Source organism: Pseudomonas sp. 05T35 (assembly GCF_056396605.1).
This window is the reverse complement of the sequence record NZ_JBFTLU010000078.1, coordinates 1-17,350: the sequence shown is the minus strand read 5'-3', so window position 1 is coordinate 17,350 and position 17,350 is coordinate 1. Positions and strand designations below refer to the sequence as shown.

Sequence of the window (17,350 nt, the reverse complement as noted above, 5' to 3'; positions counted from 1 at the left end):
GATTAGCGGTTGCCCGGCGGTGATCATGCCGATAGCGCCGTTGATCACCGTCAGCGCCAGCCACAGGACGACGAAACTGTAGGTCAGGGTCTGGCGGCTGAAGCCGAGCTTCTCACCGATGAACAGCATCAGCGCCAGCAAGACCAGGCCGAAGGTGATGATGATCGTGGTGTGCATGATGTGTGCTCCTGAGCCGGTGTTTGTCATACCGAGCATAGGCGTCGTTCAGCACAATGGCGCTGGATTAGGTGGCGGTCAAAGGTCGCCACCCTCAATACACATTCGGCGTAAGGACCAAAATCAAGAAGGATATGAAACGTTTCAGCATTTAGTCGAACTCCCCGTTTTGAATGCGCTGCCTGAGCGTATGCTGGGCAACGCTGACGACTTCGTCGCTCATAACAAGAGAGGGCTCGATGACTTACACCGCTGCTGCTGATCGTTACGACTCCATTCCTTACCGCCGCGTCGGTCGCAGCGGGCTGGTGCTGCCGGCACTGTCGCTGGGCCTGTGGCACAACTTCGGCGACAGCACGCCGATCGATACCCAGCGATCCTTGCTGCGTACTGCCTTCGACCTGGGCATTAACCACTTCGACCTGGCCAACAATTACGGCCCACCGTACGGCAGTGCCGAGATCAATTTCGGTCGTTTGCTGCGTGAAGATTTCAAGCAGTACCGCGACGAGTTGATCATCTCCAGCAAGGCCGGTTGGGACATGTGGCCGGGTCCTTACGGTCAGGGTGGCGGCTCGCGTAAATACGTGCTGGCCAGCCTCGACCAGAGTCTGCAACGCCTGGGCGTCGACTACGTGGACATTTTTTACTCCCACCGCTTCGACCCGGACACTCCGCTGGAAGAAACCGCTGGCGCATTGGCGACTGCCGTGCAGCAGGGCAAGGCGCTGTACATCGGTATCTCGTCGTATTCCGGGGCGAAAACCCGCGAAATGGCTGCACTGCTGAAAGAGTGGAAAGTTCCGCTGTTGATCCACCAGCCGGCTTATAACCTGCTCAACCGCTGGGTGGAAAAAGACCTGCTGGACGCCACCGATGAACTCGGCGCGGGCGTGATTGCGTTCACGCCATTGGCTCAGGGGTTGTTGACCGACAAGTACCTCAACGGCGTACCGAAAGATGCACGGGTCAATCGTCCGGGCGGTGACTCGTTGCAAGCCTCGCACCTGTCCGATGCCAACATTGCCCTGGTGCGCGCGCTCAACGAAATCGCCAAACGCCGTGGTCAAAGCCTGGCGCAAATGGCCCTGGCCTGGACACTGCGCGACCCACGAGTGACCTCGGCGCTGATCGGTGCCAGCCGCCCGGAGCAGATTATCGAGAACGTCGGGGCATTGAAGAACTTGAGCTTCAGCGTTGAGGAACTGGCAGAGATTGACCRGTTTGCCCAGGAGGGCGGGATCAATTTGTGGGAGAAGCCGTCGACGGCGRAGTAAGTGTCCGGCGCTGGAACTTCTGGCGCCTGTCAGATTGCTTTCGCGAGCAAGCCCACATTGGATTGGGGTTGACCACAAATCTGTGGCCAACCGAAAACCCTGTGGGAGCGAGCCTGCCCGCGATGGGGCCAAAAAAAGCAGTAAAGAAGCCAGTGGCTCAGCGGAAAAACGGCACATCCCCCAACACTGTCGCCCGGTGCATCACCCGCCGTGCCGGTCGGTAATCGTCCACCGCAAAATGCTGGGTCACGCGGTTATCCCAGAACGCCACGTCGTTCTCCTGCCAACGCCAGCGAATGGTAAATTCCGGCCGCGTAGCATGGGCGAACAGCAGCTTCAGAATCGCCTCGCTTTCGGTTTCCGACAGCTCATTGATCTTCGTCGTGAAGCCTTCATTGACGAACAACGACTTGCGCCCGCTCACCGGGTGCGTGCGGATCACCGGATGTGACAGTGGAGGATTTTTCTTGCGCGCTTCTTCCCACTGAGCCAGTGCTTCAGGCGTGTTTCCAAAGCGTTCCAGCGGGAAGGATTTGACGAAGTCGTGGGTTGCGGTCAGGCCTTGCAGCAGGTTTTGCAGAGGCACTGAAAGGGCCTCGTACGCCGCGATACCGCTGGCCCACAAGGTGTCGCCCCCAAACTCCGGCAACAGCTTGGCGCTGAGCACCGCGCCAAGGGCCGGGGTCGGCAGGAAAGTCACGTCGGTGTGCCACACGGCGTTGTCGCGTACGTCGGTTTCGGYGGTGTCGAGGATCAACACTTCTGGCTGTTCCGGCACATTCGGATAGATCGGGTGAATGTGCAGGTCGCCGAAATTCGCCGCAAAGCGTGCTTGCTGCTGTGGGTTGATCGGCTGCTCGCGGAAGAAGGCTCGCTCCCACATGAATAATCAGTGCGTCTGGCCATGCCACGGCACCAGTTTGCGTTGCAGCGCTCGCAGGCCCATTTCCATGGCGAAGGCGATCAGCGCGATCACCAGAATCCCCAGCACCACCACATCGGTGACCAGAAATTGCGCGGCCGACTGCACCATGAAGCCCAGGCCGCTGGTGGCGGCGATCAACTCGGCAGCCACCAGCGTCGACCAGCCCACGCCCAAGCCAATGCGCACGCCGGTCAGAATGTCCGGCAACGCGCTCGGCAAAATCACATGGCGGATCAGCTGGGCCCGGGTTGCACCCAACGACTGCGCGGCGCGCAATTTGGCGGGGTCGACGGTGCGTACGCCAGTCGCGGTGGCGATGGCGATCGGGGCGAAGATCGCCAGATAGATCAGCAACACCTTGGACAGCTCACCGATGCCGCACCAGATCACGATCAACGGCAGATAGGCCAACGGTGGTATCGGCCGGTAGAACTCGATCAGCGGATCGAGAATGCCGCGTGCGATGCGGTTGTGACCGATGGCGATACCGACCGGCACGGCGGTCAGGACTGCAAAGCCCAGGCCCAGACCAATCCGGCTGAGGCTTGCGCCCAAATGCTGCCAGAGGGTCGAGTCCATATAACCCGTGGTCGCCAGCAACCAGCCTTTTTGCAGGACGGCCGATGGCGGTGGCAAGAACAACGGTTCGATCAGGCCACTGGCGGTAACAGCCCACCAAACCGCGAGCAAAGCGATCAGCGTCAGTACGCTGATCCAGCGTGTGCCGAGGCTGCGACGCAGCGGAATCAGCGTCGATGGGCTGGCGGGGCTGGCCGTCGTGGCCGGGATTTCATAACTGCTCATGCGCGCTCCTGCCGCTGGGCGGCGCTGCGTTGGGAGAACACACGGGCGAGTACGTGTTCGCGGGTTTCGATAAAGCGTGGGTCGGATYTGATCGCCCGAGCCGATTCGCCAGCGGCGTAACGCTGACCGAAATCCAGCTGCAGGCGCTCGACGATTTGCCCAGGGTTGGGCGCCAACAGAATCAGATCCGTGGCCAGGAATACTGCTTCTTCAATGTCATGGGTAATCAGGAACACCGGTTTGGCGGTGCGTCGCCAGACTTGCAGCAACAGTTCCTGCATCTGTTCGCGGGTGAACGCGTCGAGGGCGCCGAAGGGTTCGTCCATCAGCAGCACGCGTGGGTCGGCAGCGAGTGCGCGGGCCAGGCCGACACGTTGTTTCTGACCGCCTGAGAGCTGCCAGATGCGGCGCGCATCAAAGCCTGCAAGGTCGACCAGCGCGAGCATTTCCCGGGCGCGGACTTCGCGTTTATCACGCGGCACGCCAGCCAGTTCCAGACCGAAACCGACGTTGGCCAACACGTCCTGCCAGGGCAGCAGCGCGTCGTCCTGGAACACCACGCCACGCTCGGCGCCCGGACCTTTGACCGGCACGCCGTCAAGGGTGATGCGTCCGGCGCTGGGTTCGACAAACCCGGCAATCAGGTTCAACAGTGAGGTCTTGCCACTGCCGGACGGGCCGAGGGCGACCAGCAATTGCTGGGGCCCAAGGCTTAAGGAAATGTCCGCCAGCACTGGTTCGGCAGTGCCGGGATACTGTGCGCTGATGCGCTCCAGCTGAAGCAAGGCCATCGCGGTCAACTCCCGATCAATTAGTGATGTACTTGGCGCTGACGTAAGGGGCGTAGTCCGGCAGCACAGCCTCAACCTTGCCTTGTTCCTTGAGGAACGCCGCGGTGTCGGTGATGGCCTTGGTGGTCGGCGCGCCGAGGGTGATCACCTGATCAGCCGCCAGCGGGTAGACGTTGCCTTGCAGCAGCAACGGGATGTCGCTGGCCTTGGCGCCGGAGAGTTTTACCAGTTTGTCGACGTTGCCCTTATCCGCCAGCCAGGCTTGCGGGTCCTTGCGGTAGTGGGCATAGGCGTCGAGGGTGACTTTGGCGAAGGCACTGACGATTTCCGGGTGCTTCTCGGCGAAGTCCTTGCGCACGATCCACGCATCGAAGGTCGGCGCGCCGAACTTATGTTCCAGTGCTTGAGCGCGGCCAGCAGGCTGTAGTGACCGGTGGAAACGAATGGCACGGCGATTTTCTTGCCGATCAGGTCCTGCGGGGTCTTGATCCCGGAACCATCGCGGGCCACCAGTGCTTCGGCGGCACCGATCTGGGTGGCGATGAGGAAGGTTTCGACCGGAACCTTGCGGGTGATCGCAGCGGTCAGCGGGCTGGAACCGAGGTAGCCGATCTGCACGTCGCCCGAAGCGATGGCGGCGATGATGTCGGCACCGTTGTCGAACTTGCGCCAGTCGATTTTGGCGTGGGTGGCAGTTTCGTAAGTGCCGTCAGCTTGGGCGACTTTAGCCGGGTCGACAGTGGTCTGGTAGGCGACGGTGACATCAGCCGCATGGGCGAAAAAGCTCGCTGCGGCCAGGGACGCGGCCGCCAGGAGGCGTAGGGGGAAGTGCAGTTTCATCATGAAAGTCCTCATCAGGCGGCCGGGGTTTCGGCGAGTGATGAGACTAAATGATCTAAGAATTCAAAAATAAATAACTTTTTCGAATTAGCTTATGAGCGGAAAACCCTGACAGTGACCGCTGCGCGGTCATCGCGAGCAGGCTCGCTCCCACAGGGCTCAATGGTGTTCACACAAATGTGGTCACACCGAAAATCCAATGTGGGAGCGAGCCTGCTCGCGATAAGGTCCGCAGGACCTTCCGGGTCAGTTACTGATCGCCAGAATGCTCGCCTGATACGACCCGACAAACACGTCGAAATCGCCGACTTCGTTCTGCTCAAGCTCAGTTTGCTGGGCCAGCGACGAGCGCGCCAGTTCTTCAAAGCGCGCCTGCTCTTCGGCAGGCAGCGGCTCGCTGCGGRAGAACTCGGCGTGCGCCTGACTCTGACGCAGGGAGAACTGGGCGAAGCTTTCCTTGTGCTCGGTCATCGCTGCCAGCACCTGCGCGGAAGGGGTCAGGGACGGGTCGCGGATTTTTGCTCGTTGCGCGTCGAGGGCTTTGCTGTGGGCGTCGCCACCGTGGCTCTGGTCGAGCAGTGCCGCCAGTGGGGCGATTTTTTCCAGCAGCTCGCTGGCCCACTCCTTCATGTCCACCGACTGGCCATCGCGTTGCAATTGCAGGCCCGGACGGCGACCTTCCTTGACCACGCTGAGGAAGTTCGAGGTGGCGTTGCCGCAGGTGGTGGTGGTCAGCAACGGGCTGTCGTTCAGCGCGCAATACAGCAGGAATGCGTCGAGGAAACGTGCCTCCGGCAAGTCGATACCCATCGGCATGAACGGGTTGATGTCCAGCAAGCGCACTTCAACGTACTGAATGCCACGGGCCATCAGCGCCTGGATCGGCCGCTCGCCGGTGTAGGTCACGCGTTTCGGGCGGATGTTGGAGTAGTACTCGTTTTCGATCTGCAGGATGTTGGTATTGAGCTGAACCCACTCACCGTCCTGGTGCGTGCCGATTTCGACRTACGGCGGGTACGGCGTGGCAACCGCTTTGCGCAGGCTGTCGGTGTAGCTGTTCAGGTCGTTGTAGCACGGCGTCAGCCCGGCTTGCGCGTTGCTCTGGTAACCCAGGTCGCTCATGCGCAGGCTGGTGGCGTACGGCAGGTACAGGGTTTCGGCGTCAAATTGCTCCAACTGATGGGAGCGACCGCGCAGGAAACCGGCGTCCAGCGCTGGCGAGGCACCGAACAGGTACATCAGCAGCCAGCTGTAGCGGCGGAAATTGCGGATCAGCGCGATGTAGGCCGCCGACTGATAGTCGCGGTCGGTGCCGACAAAGCCTTCAGCCTCTTTGAGCAGCGGCCAGAGCTTTTCCGGCAGGGAAAAGTTGTAGTGAATCCCGGCGATGCACTGCATGGTCTTGCCGTAGCGCAGGGCCAGGCCCTTGCGGTAGACGTACTTGAGCTGACCGATGTTGGAGGTGCCGTAGTAGGCGATCGGGATATCTTCCTCGGCCGGCAACGGGCACGGCATCGACGGACTCCACAGGTACTCGTTGCCGAGTTTGCTGTAGGCAAAACGGTGAATCTTGTCCAGGCTCGCCAGCGTGTCCGCCGGGTCCGGCAGGGCAGGCGTGATGAACTCCAGCAGCGACTCGGAATAGTCGGTGGTGATCTGTTCGTTGGTCAGCGCGGAACCCAGGCTTTCAGGGTGCGGCGTTTGCGCCAGGCGACCTTCGCCCGTCACGCGCAGGCATTCACGTTCGATGCCGTGAAGACACTGTTCGAGCAGAGAGAGGTTAGCGCGCTCGCCGAGCAGAGCCAGGCGGCGGTTGAGAAGTTCGCTCAAGTTGGATTCCTTCACGCGTCAGTCGCCCCAATATGGGGGTGGGCAGGACGGTCTACAAGGGTGAAGTTAAAACTGGCGTTTTCGCCTCATTATCGGGCTGCACAGGCCTGCTGCCAGTCAGTCAGGAATTAATCGCCGCAATCCCTGTGGGAGCGAGCCTGCTCGCGAAGAAGAAATGTCAGTCAACATTGAAGTCGCCTGACACACCGCCTTCGCGAGCAGGCTCGCTCCCACAGGGAACGTCGGCGCAGCTTTCGCAGCGCCGAAATTAACTCAAATTGATGACGCGCATCTACAGGACAGCGAACGTGCCTTGTGCTTTTGCGACCAGTTTGTCGCCTTGCATCACATCGGCTTCGACCACCAGCGTGCGCCGGCCCGGGTGAATCACCCGCGCCGTGCACATCACCTCGCCTTCAGCCACGGCGCGGATGTAGTTGATCTTGCACTCGATGGTCGCGCTCTGCTGGTCAAAACCATGGGAACTGGAAYAGGCCAGCCCCATGGCAATGTCCACCAGACTGAACAACGCCCCGCCGTGCAGCTTGCCGCCGCGATTGCGCAGCTGCGGCTCAAGGGCCAGGGCGACTTGCGCCACCCCGGTCTCAAGGCTGTGCAAACGGCAACCCAGCAGCTTGAAAAAAGCGCTTTCGGTCAACCCCGCAGGGACTTCCATCAGCGTTTCTTCAGCTGCTTGGCGTTGGCGAACAGCGACGCCATGGCATTGTTGCTCGGCGCCGCTGCCGTGGTTTCCTTACGCGGTGCGGTGTTCGAAGGCTGACGCGGCGCCGAACCTGGACGCGCGCCACGAGCGCCGTCGATCTTCTCGCCCGGAGTGTCGCTCATGCGCATCGACAGACCCACACGTTTGCGCGGGATGTCGACTTCCATGACCTTGACCTTGACCACGTCACCGGCTTTCACCGCTTCACGCGGATCCTTGATGAATTTCTCCGAAAGTGCGGAGATATGCACCAAACCGTCCTGATGCACGCCGATATCGACGAAGGCACCGAAGTTGGTCACGTTGGTCACAACGCCTTCGAGGATCATCCCCAGCTGCAAGTCCTTGAGGTCTTCGACGCCTTCCTGGAACTCGGCAGTCTTGAACTCTGGACGCGGGTCGCGGCCCGGCTTTTCCAGTTCTTGCAGGATGTCGGTGACCGTTGGCAGACCGAAGGTTTCGTCGGTGTACTTCTTCGGATCGAGACGCTTGAGGAAAGCGGCGTCGCCGATCAGCGAACGGATATCGCGGTCGGTTTCAGCGGCGATGCGTTGCACCAGCGGGTAGGCTTCCGGGTGAACCGCGGAGGAGTCCAGCGGGTTATCACCGTTCATCACGCGCAGGAAGCCGGCGGCCTGTTCGAAGGTCTTTTCGCCGAGACGGGCGACTTTCTTCAAGGCAGCGCGGGTTTTGAACGCACCGTTTTCATCGCGGTGGGTCACGATGTTCTGCGCCAGGGTCGCGTTGAGGCCGGAAATGCGGGCCAGCAGCGCAACGGAGGCGGTGTTCACGTCGACGCCAACGGCGTTCACGCAGTCCTCGACCACCGCGTCCAGGCCACGCGCCAGTTTCAACTGCGACACGTCGTGCTGGTACTGGCCGACACCGATGGATTTCGGATCGATTTTCACCAGCTCGGCCAGCGGGTCTTGCAAGCRACGGGCAATCGACACCGCGCCACGGATCGACACGTCGAGGTCCGGGAATTCCTTGGAGGCCAGTTCCGAGGCCGAGTACACCGAAGCGCCGGCTTCGGAGACCATGACCTTGGTCATTTTCATCGCCGGGTATTTTTTGATCAGGTCCGCGGCGAGCTTGTCGGTTTCACGGCTGGCAGTGCCGTTGCCGATGGCGATCAGGTCCACCGAGTGCTTGGCGCACAGGGCCGCGAGCACGGCGATGGTCTGGTCCCACTTGTTATGCGGCACGTGCGGGTAAACCGTGGCGTGATCCAGCAACTTGCCGGTGGCGTCGACCACCGCCACCTTGCAACCGGTGCGCAGGCCCGGGTCCAGGCCCAGCGTGGCGCGTGGGCCGGCAGGCGCGGCCAGCAGCAAGTCGTGCAGGTTGTGTGCGAAAACGTTGATCGCCTCGGTCTCGGCACCGTCACGCAGCTCACCGAGCAGGTCGGTTTCCAGGTGGGTGTAGAGCTTGACCTTCCAGGTCCAGCGCACCACTTCACCGAGCCATTTGTCGGCCGGGCGGTTCTGGTTGGCGATGCCGAATTGCTGACCGATCATGCCTTCGCACGGGTGCATGGTGCCCGGCAGCTCGTCACCGACTTTCAGCGCGGAGCTGAGGATGCCTTCGTTGCGGCCACGGAAAATCGCCAGGGCGCGGTGCGATGGCATGCTTTTCAGCGGTTCGTCGTGTTCGAAATAGTCGCGGAACTTGGCGCCTTCTTCTTCCTTGCCGGCGATCACGCGGGCACTGAGGGTGGCTTCCTGCTTCAGGTAACTGCGCAATTTATCGAGCAGGTTGGCGTCTTCGGCGAAGCGTTCCATGAGGATGTACTTGGCGCCTTCGAGGGCCGCCTTCACGTCCGCCACACCTTTTTCGGCGTTGACGAAGCGTGCGGCTTCGGTGTCTGGCGTCAGGTTCGGATCGTTGAACAGGCCGTCGGCCAGTTCGCCGAGGCCGGCTYCCAGGGCAATCTGGCCCTTGGTGCGGCGCTTTTGCTTGTACGGCAGGTACAAGTCTTCAAGGCGGGTCTTGGTGTCGGCGAGTTTGATATCGCGCTCGAGTTGCGGGGTCAGCTTGCCTTGCTCTTCGATGCTGGCAAGGATGCTGATGCGCCGTTCGTCGAGTTCTCGCAGGTAGCGCAGACGCTCTTCCAGATGACGCAATTGCGTGTCATCGAGGCTGCCGGTCACTTCTTTCCGGTAGCGGGCGATGAAGGGCACCGTGGAGCCTTCATCGAGTAGCGCGACGGCCGCTTCGACCTGTTGTGGGCGTACACCGAGTTCCTCGGCGATGCGGCTGTTGATGCTGTCCATAAAACCACCTGACAAATTGTGAAAGCAGGCTCGCGGGCGCAGGGAATAAGGCCCGGCGAGTCTGGTTGAGCGGCCTGGCCAGCACCGCTACCTGGATCAAAAGGCATCCCATTGACCCGTGGAATCGAACAATTACTGCCGGGCRATGAAAAATAAAAAGCCGCCACCGGCAGTAACGATCAGACGTTGCCCGACACAAAAGGCCGCGCATTATAACCGCCGTTCTGCCCGATGGGGGCATCGCAGGCTGTAGGCATAAAGGCCATGTCGCTGGCGACATAGGAAAAATCTGCTAACAATGCACACGGTGCGTATAACGGCAGCTACGCCATAATGCGCACCGAGATCAAAGGAGCATCCAATGAGCAGCACTGCACAAACTGCTGAAGGCGAAAAAATTCTTATCGTTGACGACGATCCGGGGCTCAGCAGCCTGCTGGAACGTTTTTTCGTCAGCAAGGGCTATCGTGCCCGCGCCGTACCGAACACCGAACAGATGGATCGTCTGCTGGCGCGTGAAGTGTTCAACCTGGTCGTCCTCGACCTGATGTTGCCCGGCGAAGACGGCCTGACTGCCTGCCGCCGTTTGCGTGGCGCAAACAATCAGATTCCGATCATCATGCTCACCGCCAAGGGCGATGAGCTGAGCCGTATCAAAGGCCTGGAACTGGGCGCCGACGATTACCTGGCCAAGCCGTTCAACCCGGACGAGCTGATGGCGCGTGTCAAGGCGGTTCTGCGTCGCCAGTCGGCTCCCGTACCGGGCGCACCAGGTAGCGAAGACGAAAGCGTGACCTTCGGTGATTACGAATTGTCGCTGGCGACTCGCGAACTCAAGCGCGGCGACGAAGTACACATGCTTACCACCGGTGAATTCGCGGTGCTCAAGGCGTTGGTGATGAATGCGCGTCAACCGCTGACCCGCGACAAGCTGATGAACCTGGCCCGTGGCCGCGAATGGGATGCCCTGGAGCGTTCCATCGACGTCCAGATCTCCCGCCTGCGCCGGATGATCGAGCCTGATCCATCGAAACCACGCTACATTCAAACGGTCTGGGGCGTGGGTTACGTGTTCGTTCCGGACGGCACCGCGACCAAGTGATCGGTGATTTGTAGGAGCGGGTCAGCCGGGTAACGTGTCACCCGGTTGATTCGCGATCCGCAATTCTGCGAGCTTGGCTCGCTCCTGCAAAGTATGTAGCGGTTGTCTATGAAAACCCCCGTGTGGTTCCCCCAAAGTTTCTTCTCTCGCACCCTCTGGCTGGTGCTGATCGTCGTGCTGTTTTCCAAGGCGCTGACCCTGGTTTATCTGTTGATGAACGAGGACGTGCTGGTGGACCGCCAATACAGTCACGGTGTCGCGCTGACCTTGCGTGCCTACTGGGCTGCAGACGAAGAAAACCGGGCGAAGATTGCCGATGCCGCGACACTGATTCGTGTGGTGGGCGCCGGTGTTCCCGAGGGTGAACAGCATTGGCCCTACAGCGAAATCTACCAACGCCAGATGCAGGCCGAACTGGGTGCCGACACCGAAGTGCGATTGCGCATGCATGCACCGCCGGCGCTTTGGGTTCGAGCCCCGAGCCTGGGTGACGGCTGGTTGAAAGTACCGCTGTACCCGCATCCGTTGCGTGGCCAGAAAATCTGGAACGTACTCGGCTGGTTTCTCGCCATCGGCTTGTTATCCACCGCGTCGGCGTGGATTTTCGTCAGCCAGCTCAACCAGCCGCTCAAACGGCTGGTCGATGCCGCCCGGCAACTGGGGCAGGGGCGCAGCGTGCGCCTGCCGATCAGCGACACGCCGAGTGAAATGACCGAGGTCTATCGAGCGTTCAACCAGATGGCGGAAGACGTTGAACAGGCCGGCCGCGAACGTGAGTTGATGCTCGCCGGTGTTTCACACGACCTGCGTACGCCGTTGACCCGCTTGCGTCTGTCGCTGGAGCTGATGGGCAACCACAGCGACCTGAGCGACGACATGGTGCGTGACATCGAAGACATGGACGCGATTCTCGACCAGTTCCTCGCATTCATTCGCGATGGTCGGGACGAGTCGGTCGAAGAAGTCGACCTGAGTGATCTGGTGCGCGAAGTGGCGGCGCCTTACAACCAGAACGAGGAGCGGGTGCGCTTGCGCCTGGAGCCGATTCAGCCGTTCCCGTTGCGTCGGGTGTCGATGAAACGCCTCCTGAACAACCTGATCGGTAATGCCCTGCATCACGCTGGCAGCGGCGTTGAAGTGGCGGCGTATGTTTCGGGCGACGTCAGCGCGCCTTATGTGGTGCTGAGCGTCATGGACCGTGGCGCCGGGATCGATCCGTCAGAGCTGGAAGCGATCTTCAACCCCTTCACCCGTGGCGACCGCGCGCGGGGTGGCAAGGGCACCGGGCTGGGGCTGGCCATCGTCAAGCGGATTGCATCGATGCATGGCGGCAATGTTGAACTGCGCAACCGCTCCGGTGGTGGCCTGGAAGCGCGGGTGCGGTTGCCGCTTGGGTTGATGTTGCCGAGGGATGCGGTGTAAGTATCTGGCAGTCTTGTTGGAAATGAGGGCCTCTTCGCGAGCAGGCTCGCTCCCACACTTCGATCTTCAGCGAACACGCAATTGTGTACGACCGAGACCCTTGTGGGAGCGAGCCTGCTCGCGATGGCAGCATCCCTGCCACCTAAAAGGTTGAGGTTAACCCTTACCCTTGGTCCGCGTCATGTTCGGCCCGCCGTTCTTCTCGATGTGCTGAATGATGATCCCCGCCACGTCCTTGCTGGTGGTGGTTTCGATCCCTTCCAGCCCTGGCGACGAGTTCACTTCCATCACCAGCGGCCCGTGGTTGGAGCGCAGGATATCCACGCCCGCCACGCTCAAACCCATGACCTTGGCCGCACGCAGCGCGGTCATGCGTTCTTCCGGGGTGATCTTGATCAGGCTGGCGCTGCCGCCACGGTGCAGGTTGGAGCGGAACTCGCCGGGCTTGGCCTGACGTTTCATCGCGGCGATCACCTTGTCGCCGACCACAAAGCAGCGGATGTCCGCGCCGCCGGCTTCCTTGATGTATTCCTGAACCATGATGTTCTGCTTGAGGCCCATGAACGCCTCGATCACCGACTCCGCCGCCGTCGCTGTTTCACACATCACCACGCCGATGCCCTGAGTGCCTTCCAGCACCTTGATCACCAGCGGTGCGCCGTTGACCATTTCGATCAGGTCGGGAATGTCGTCCGGCGAGTGGGCAAAACCGGTGACCGGTAAACCGATACCGCGACGTGAAAGCAATTGCAGCGAGCGCAGTTTGTCCCGCGAGCGGGCGATGGCCACCGACTCGTTGAGCGGGAACACSCCCATCATTTCGAACTGGCGCAACACCGCGCAGCCGTAAAAAGTSACCGAWGCGCCGATCCGCGGGATCACTGCGTCAAAGCCTTCCAGCGGCTTGCCGCGGTAGTGGATCTGCGGCTTATGACTGGCAATGTTCATATAGGCGCGCAGGGTATCGATCACCACCATCTCATGGCCGCGTTCGGTGCCGGCTTCAACCAAACGACGAGTGGAATACAGACGCGGGTTCCGCGACAGCACAGCGATCTTCATGCAACACCTGTGGAAGAGGTAGTGGACACCGGGAACACCGGCTTGTCTTGAACGTATTTAATGCCTGGATTGACCACCAACTGGCCGTCGATCAGGGCTTTGGAACCGAGCAACAGGCGATAACGCATGGACTTGCGGCAGGCGAGGGTGAACTCCACTCGCCAAACCCGATCGCCGAGCGCCAGGGTGGTACTGATCACGTAACGCACCTGTGCTTGGCCGTTGGAGCTCTTAATGGTTTTCATCGTCACCAGCGGCGCTTCGCAGCGACGGTGACGCAACTGCACCACCGTGCCCAGGTGTGCGTTGAAACGCACCCACGTTTGTCCGTCGCGCTCGAACGGCTCGATTTCGGTGGCATGCAGGCTGGAGGTGCTGGCGCCGGTGTCGATCTTCGCTCGCAGGCCCGCGACTCCCAAATCAGGGAGCGCCACCCATTCGCGCAGACCCACAACGGTCAAATGGTCAAATGTCTTCAAATGTGCTCAACCGGTGAGGAACCGTTCGCACCGCAAAGCGGCCGAATTCGCGGTATTCACGCAGAATAATAGGTAAAAGGCGACAGATATCTACGGCCCGGATTTCCTGCCCCCGAGCGCAACCCGGAAGCGTCGCGCATTGTATGCTGAACCGGTGAAATTCATGGCACGACAGAAACGGTAGTACAGTTCAGAAATATTTCAGAATGAGGAAAACCCATGGCACAAAAAAACGAAGAGGACGACAAAGTCCGTCTCGATAAGTGGTTGTGGGCGGCGCGCTTCTACAAAACCCGTGCGCTGGCCAAGGCAGCCATTGAGAGTGGCAAGGTGCATTGCCGGGGTGAGCGCTGCAAGCCGGGCAAAGAGCCGAGGATTGGCGACGAGTTTCAGATTCGCGCCGGTTTCGATGAGCGCACCGTGGTGGTCCAGGCTCTCTCGATCGTCCGTCGTGGTGCCCCTGAAGCGCAGATGTTGTACGTTGAGACCGAAGCCAGCATCGCCAAACGCGAAAACGCCGCAGCCCAGCGCAAGGCCGGCGCCCTGGGCGTCAGCACTGACGGCAAGCCGAGCAAGAAACAGCGCCGGGACCTGTTCAAGTTCCATGGCAGCAATGATTAAGGTTTGGCCGTTAACGGGCCTAGGTTACCCGGCGCCACTATGCCGCGGTTCGACCTTGCTTGGAACAAAGCCGGATTGTTCATAAAATGCTGGCCATGACCAATATTAATGCACCGAGACGGTGCGCAAGGCGCGATTCCCAGCCCTTGTCATCCTTTAGTCTTCACTTCAGATACCCAGACCTATGACTGATCTACCGGATACCGACTACACCCAACGCTTCATCTTCGATGACAGCGRCGCCCGCGGCGAGCTGGTTGCGTTGGAGCGTAGCTATGCCGAAGTCCTCGCCAAACACACCTATCCGGAACCGGTCGCGCAACTGCTCGGCGAACTGATGGCAGCCGCGGCGCTGCTGGTCGGCACCTTGAAGTTCGATGGCTTGCTGATCCTGCAGGCGCGCTCCGAAGGCCCGGTGTCGCTGTTGATGATCGAGTGCTCCAGCGAGCGTGAGATCCGTGGTCTGGCCCGTTATGACGCAGACCTGATCGCTGCCGACGCGACCCTCGCCGACATGATGCCCGATGGCGTGCTGGCGCTCACCGTCGACCCGACCCAGGGCCAGCGTTATCAGGGCATCGTCGACCTCGACGGCGCGACCCTGGCCGACTGCTTCACCAACTATTTCGTCATGTCGCAGCAAGTCGGCACGCGCTTCTGGCTGCACGCCGATGGCCGTCGCGCCCGGGGTCTGCTGCTGCAACAGCTGCCGGCCGACCGTCTGAAAGACGAAGAAGACCGCGCCGCCAGCTGGCAGCACATCACCGCGCTGGGCAGCACCCTGACCGCCGATGAATTGCTGAGCCTGGACAACGAAACCATCTTGCATCGTCTCTACCACGAAGAGCAGGTGCGCCTGTTTGACGCGCAGAAACTACGCTTCCGTTGCAGCTGCTCGCGTGAGCGTTCGGGTAATGCGTTGGTCAGCCTGGGTCAGGAAGACGCTCAGGCGCTGGTGATCGAGCATGGTGGCAACATCGAGATCGACTGCCAGTTCTGCAACCAGCGCTACCTCTTTGATGCGGCCGATATCACCCAATTGTTCGCCGGAGCGGGTGTCGATACGCCGTCAGATACCCGTCACTAAAACGCTTCAGCGCAGGTAAATTCACTGGTAAACGCCGGAATAACGCCGTCCTGACGGGAGGGCCCTACTATTTTTGGGCTTTTCTGGCATAATCCGGCCCACTTTTTTAGCGGTAGTAGTGCGCGACTTTCTACTACAAAACGTTTGGAGCACTCGGCCACTGGCCGACGGGGAACCTCATGACGCAAGCCAATAATGCTGTGTACACCGATCTGAGTGTTGATGATCTGGTTAAAGAAGCCCTGAGTCGCGGTGAGGGCGAGCTTGCCGATACCGGCGCGCTGGTCGTTCGCACCGGTCACCGTACCGGTCGTTCGCCCGTCGACCGTTTCATTGTTGAAGAGCCAACCACTCAGGCCGCCATCGCCTGGGGCCCGATCAACCGCAAGTTCCCGGCCGACAAGTTCGATGCCCTGTGGGCTCGTGTTGAGGCGTTCAACAACGCACAAGAGCATTTCGTTTCCCACGTGCACGTAGGTTCTGCCGAAGAGCATTACCTGGCCGTGAAAATGACCACCCAGACTGCCTGGCAGAACCTGTTCGGTCGTTGCCTGTTCATCAACCCGGCCAAGTACAACCCGGCCGGTCGTGAAGAGTGGCAAGTTCTGAACGTCGCCAACTTCGAGTGCGTGCCAGAGCGTGACGGCACCAACTCCGACGGCTGCGTGATCATCAACTTTGCGCAGAAGAAAGTGCTGCTCGCCGGCATGCGCTACGCCGGTGAAATGAAGAAAGCCATGTTCTCGGTGCAGAACTTCCTGCTGCCGGCCGCCGACGTACTGCCAATGCACTGCGCCGCCAACATCGGCGAAGAGGGCGACGTGACCCTGTTCTTCGGTCTGTCCGGCACCGGCAAGACCACCCTGTCCGCCGACGAAAGCCGTTACCTGATCGGTGACGACGAACACGGCTGGGGCGAGGGCGTGGTGTTCAACATCGAAGGCGGTTGCTATGCCAAGTGCATCGACCTGTCCGAGAAGAACGAGCCGGTCATCTGGAAAGCCATCAAACACGGCGCCGTCCTGGAAAACGTTGTTATCGATGACGCCAAGCACGCCGACTACACCGATGTCAGCCTGACCCAGAACAGCCGCGCCGCCTACCCGCTGGAGCACGTTGCCAAGCGTTCCGAGAAGAACCTGGGCGGCGAGCCAAACGCAGTGATCTTCCTGACCTGCGACCTGACCGGCGTGCTGCCACCAGTGTCGATCCTCAATGAAGAACAAGCGGCCTACCACTTCCTGTCCGGCTACACCGCACTGGTGGGCTCGACCGAAATGGGTTCGGGCAGCGGCATCAAGTCGACCTTCTCCACCTGCTTCGGCGCACCGTTCTTCCCGCGTCCGGCTGGCGAATACGCAGAGCTGCTGATCAAGCGCATCCGCGGCTTCGGCTCCAAGGTCTACCTGGTCAACACCGGCTGGACCGGCGGCGGCTACGGCGTCGGCAAACGCTTCAACATCCCGACCACCCGCGCGGTGATCGCAGCGATCCAGAGCGGCGCGCTGATCGGTGCAGGTACCGAACACCTCGACACCATCAACCTCGACGTGCCATTGGCTGTGCCAGGCGTTGAGACTGGCCTGTTGAACCCACGCAACACCTGGGCTGACAAGGCTGCTTACGATGAAGCTGCCAAGGCGCTGGCCGGTCTGTTCATCGAGAACTTCAAGAAGTTCGAAGTGAGCGACGCGATCAAGGCTGCTGGTCCGAAGTTGTAATTATCGGTAGTGGTTTGAGGTAAGAGAAAGCCGCCCTTAGGGGCGGCTTTTTTGTGAGCGCAATTCAGGCCGGCGGAGGTAGAACTACCAATATTCCAGCTGAAAAGGCGTTAAACGGCCAGAATAATGGCACTTATGTGTTCGGCTTGCCTTCCAGTTCCTGTGTATCCCACCGTTGCGCCTTGATGGCTTGGTAGAGCATGCCAATGGTC

At 60.6% G+C, this 17,350-nt stretch carries 13 protein-coding genes and 2 pseudogenes; 6 read left to right on the top strand and 9 right to left on the bottom strand.

The window, feature by feature from the left end:
- The first annotated feature begins 416 nt into the window (after positions 1 to 416).
- Complete coding sequence (mgrA, locus tag AC1DH9_RS08560; protein ID WP_477808050.1) at positions 417 to 1,454, top strand: L-glyceraldehyde 3-phosphate reductase; 1,038 nt, start codon at positions 417 to 419, stop codon at positions 1,452 to 1,454.
- A 157-nt stretch (positions 1,455 to 1,611) separates the two neighbouring features.
- On the opposite strand, the pseudogene tauD reads toward mgrA, so the two are convergent.
- The 7 genes and pseudogenes from tauD to AC1DH9_RS08525 all read right to left on the bottom strand — a co-directional run.
- Positions 1,612 to 2,322, bottom strand: a pseudogene (tauD, locus tag AC1DH9_RS08555) (taurine dioxygenase); the annotation flags it as partial.
- Between the two features lie 21 nt (positions 2,323 to 2,343).
- The gene (gene tauC, locus AC1DH9_RS08550) at positions 2,344 to 3,183 is read right to left on the bottom strand and encodes a taurine ABC transporter permease TauC (protein ID WP_427543392.1); all 840 of its coding nucleotides are present in this window, start codon (positions 3,181 to 3,183) and stop codon (positions 2,344 to 2,346) included.
- Positions 3,180 to 3,974, bottom strand: coding sequence for a taurine ABC transporter ATP-binding subunit (tauB, locus tag AC1DH9_RS08545; RefSeq protein ID WP_477808049.1), 795 nt, complete (start codon positions 3,972 to 3,974; stop codon positions 3,180 to 3,182). Before tauB ends, tauC begins: the two co-directional genes overlap by 4 nt.
- A 16-nt stretch (positions 3,975 to 3,990) precedes the next feature.
- Positions 3,991 to 4,814, bottom strand: a pseudogene (locus AC1DH9_RS08540) (taurine ABC transporter substrate-binding protein).
- A 246-nt stretch (positions 4,815 to 5,060) separates the two neighbouring features.
- Positions 5,061 to 6,644: a glutamate--cysteine ligase gene (gshA, locus tag AC1DH9_RS08535; protein ID WP_477808048.1), complete on the bottom strand. Its 1,584-nt coding sequence runs from the start codon at positions 6,642 to 6,644 to the stop codon at positions 5,061 to 5,063.
- A 292-nt stretch (positions 6,645 to 6,936) separates the two neighbouring features.
- A complete protein-coding gene (locus tag AC1DH9_RS08530; RefSeq protein WP_477808047.1) occupies positions 6,937 to 7,320 on the bottom strand; it encodes a PaaI family thioesterase in 384 nt (127 codons plus the stop codon).
- Positions 7,320 to 9,644 carry a Tex family protein gene (locus AC1DH9_RS08525; RefSeq protein ID WP_477808046.1) on the bottom strand — a complete coding sequence of 775 codons (2,325 nt, stop codon included), beginning with the start codon at positions 9,642 to 9,644 and terminating at the stop codon, positions 7,320 to 7,322. The genes AC1DH9_RS08530 and AC1DH9_RS08525 overlap by 1 nt, the downstream gene beginning before the upstream one ends.
- 361 nt (positions 9,645 to 10,005) lie before the next feature.
- Between AC1DH9_RS08525 and ompR the strand changes: the two genes are divergently transcribed.
- The gene (gene ompR / locus AC1DH9_RS08520; RefSeq protein ID WP_054595095.1) at positions 10,006 to 10,746 is read left to right on the top strand and encodes an osmolarity response regulator transcription factor OmpR; all 741 of its coding nucleotides are present in this window, start codon (positions 10,006 to 10,008) and stop codon (positions 10,744 to 10,746) included.
- A gap of 108 nt (positions 10,747 to 10,854) precedes the next feature.
- Positions 10,855 to 12,168, top strand: coding sequence for an ATP-binding protein (locus tag AC1DH9_RS08515; protein ID WP_054595096.1), 1,314 nt, complete (start codon positions 10,855 to 10,857; stop codon positions 12,166 to 12,168).
- Between the two features lie 156 nt (positions 12,169 to 12,324).
- Here the strand turns inward: AC1DH9_RS08515 and rimK are convergent, their stop codons facing one another.
- The gene (gene rimK / locus AC1DH9_RS08510; RefSeq protein WP_054595097.1) at positions 12,325 to 13,230 is read right to left on the bottom strand and encodes a 30S ribosomal protein S6--L-glutamate ligase; all 906 of its coding nucleotides are present in this window, start codon (positions 13,228 to 13,230) and stop codon (positions 12,325 to 12,327) included.
- Complete coding sequence (gene rimB, locus AC1DH9_RS08505) at positions 13,227 to 13,709, bottom strand: retropepsin-like aspartic endopeptidase RimB (protein ID WP_427543377.1); 483 nt, start codon at positions 13,707 to 13,709, stop codon at positions 13,227 to 13,229. Before rimB ends, rimK begins: the two co-directional genes overlap by 4 nt.
- Before the next feature lie 219 nt (positions 13,710 to 13,928).
- Here rimB and AC1DH9_RS08500 point away from each other — a divergent pair, with 219 nt between their 5' ends.
- From AC1DH9_RS08500 to AC1DH9_RS08490, 3 genes are all read left to right on the top strand, one after another.
- Complete coding sequence (locus AC1DH9_RS08500) at positions 13,929 to 14,330, top strand: RNA-binding S4 domain-containing protein (RefSeq protein WP_427543374.1); 402 nt, start codon at positions 13,929 to 13,931, stop codon at positions 14,328 to 14,330.
- A 184-nt stretch (positions 14,331 to 14,514) separates the two neighbouring features.
- Positions 14,515 to 15,417 (top strand): Hsp33 family molecular chaperone HslO, encoded by a 903-nt coding sequence (gene hslO / locus AC1DH9_RS08495; protein ID WP_477808045.1) that lies wholly within the window; start codon positions 14,515 to 14,517, stop codon positions 15,415 to 15,417.
- A 179-nt stretch (positions 15,418 to 15,596) separates the two neighbouring features.
- Positions 15,597 to 17,138, top strand: a complete 1,542-nt coding sequence (locus AC1DH9_RS08490) for a phosphoenolpyruvate carboxykinase (RefSeq protein ID WP_427543368.1) — start codon at positions 15,597 to 15,599, stop codon at positions 17,136 to 17,138.
- The last annotated feature ends 212 nt before the right edge of the window (positions 17,139 to 17,350 follow it).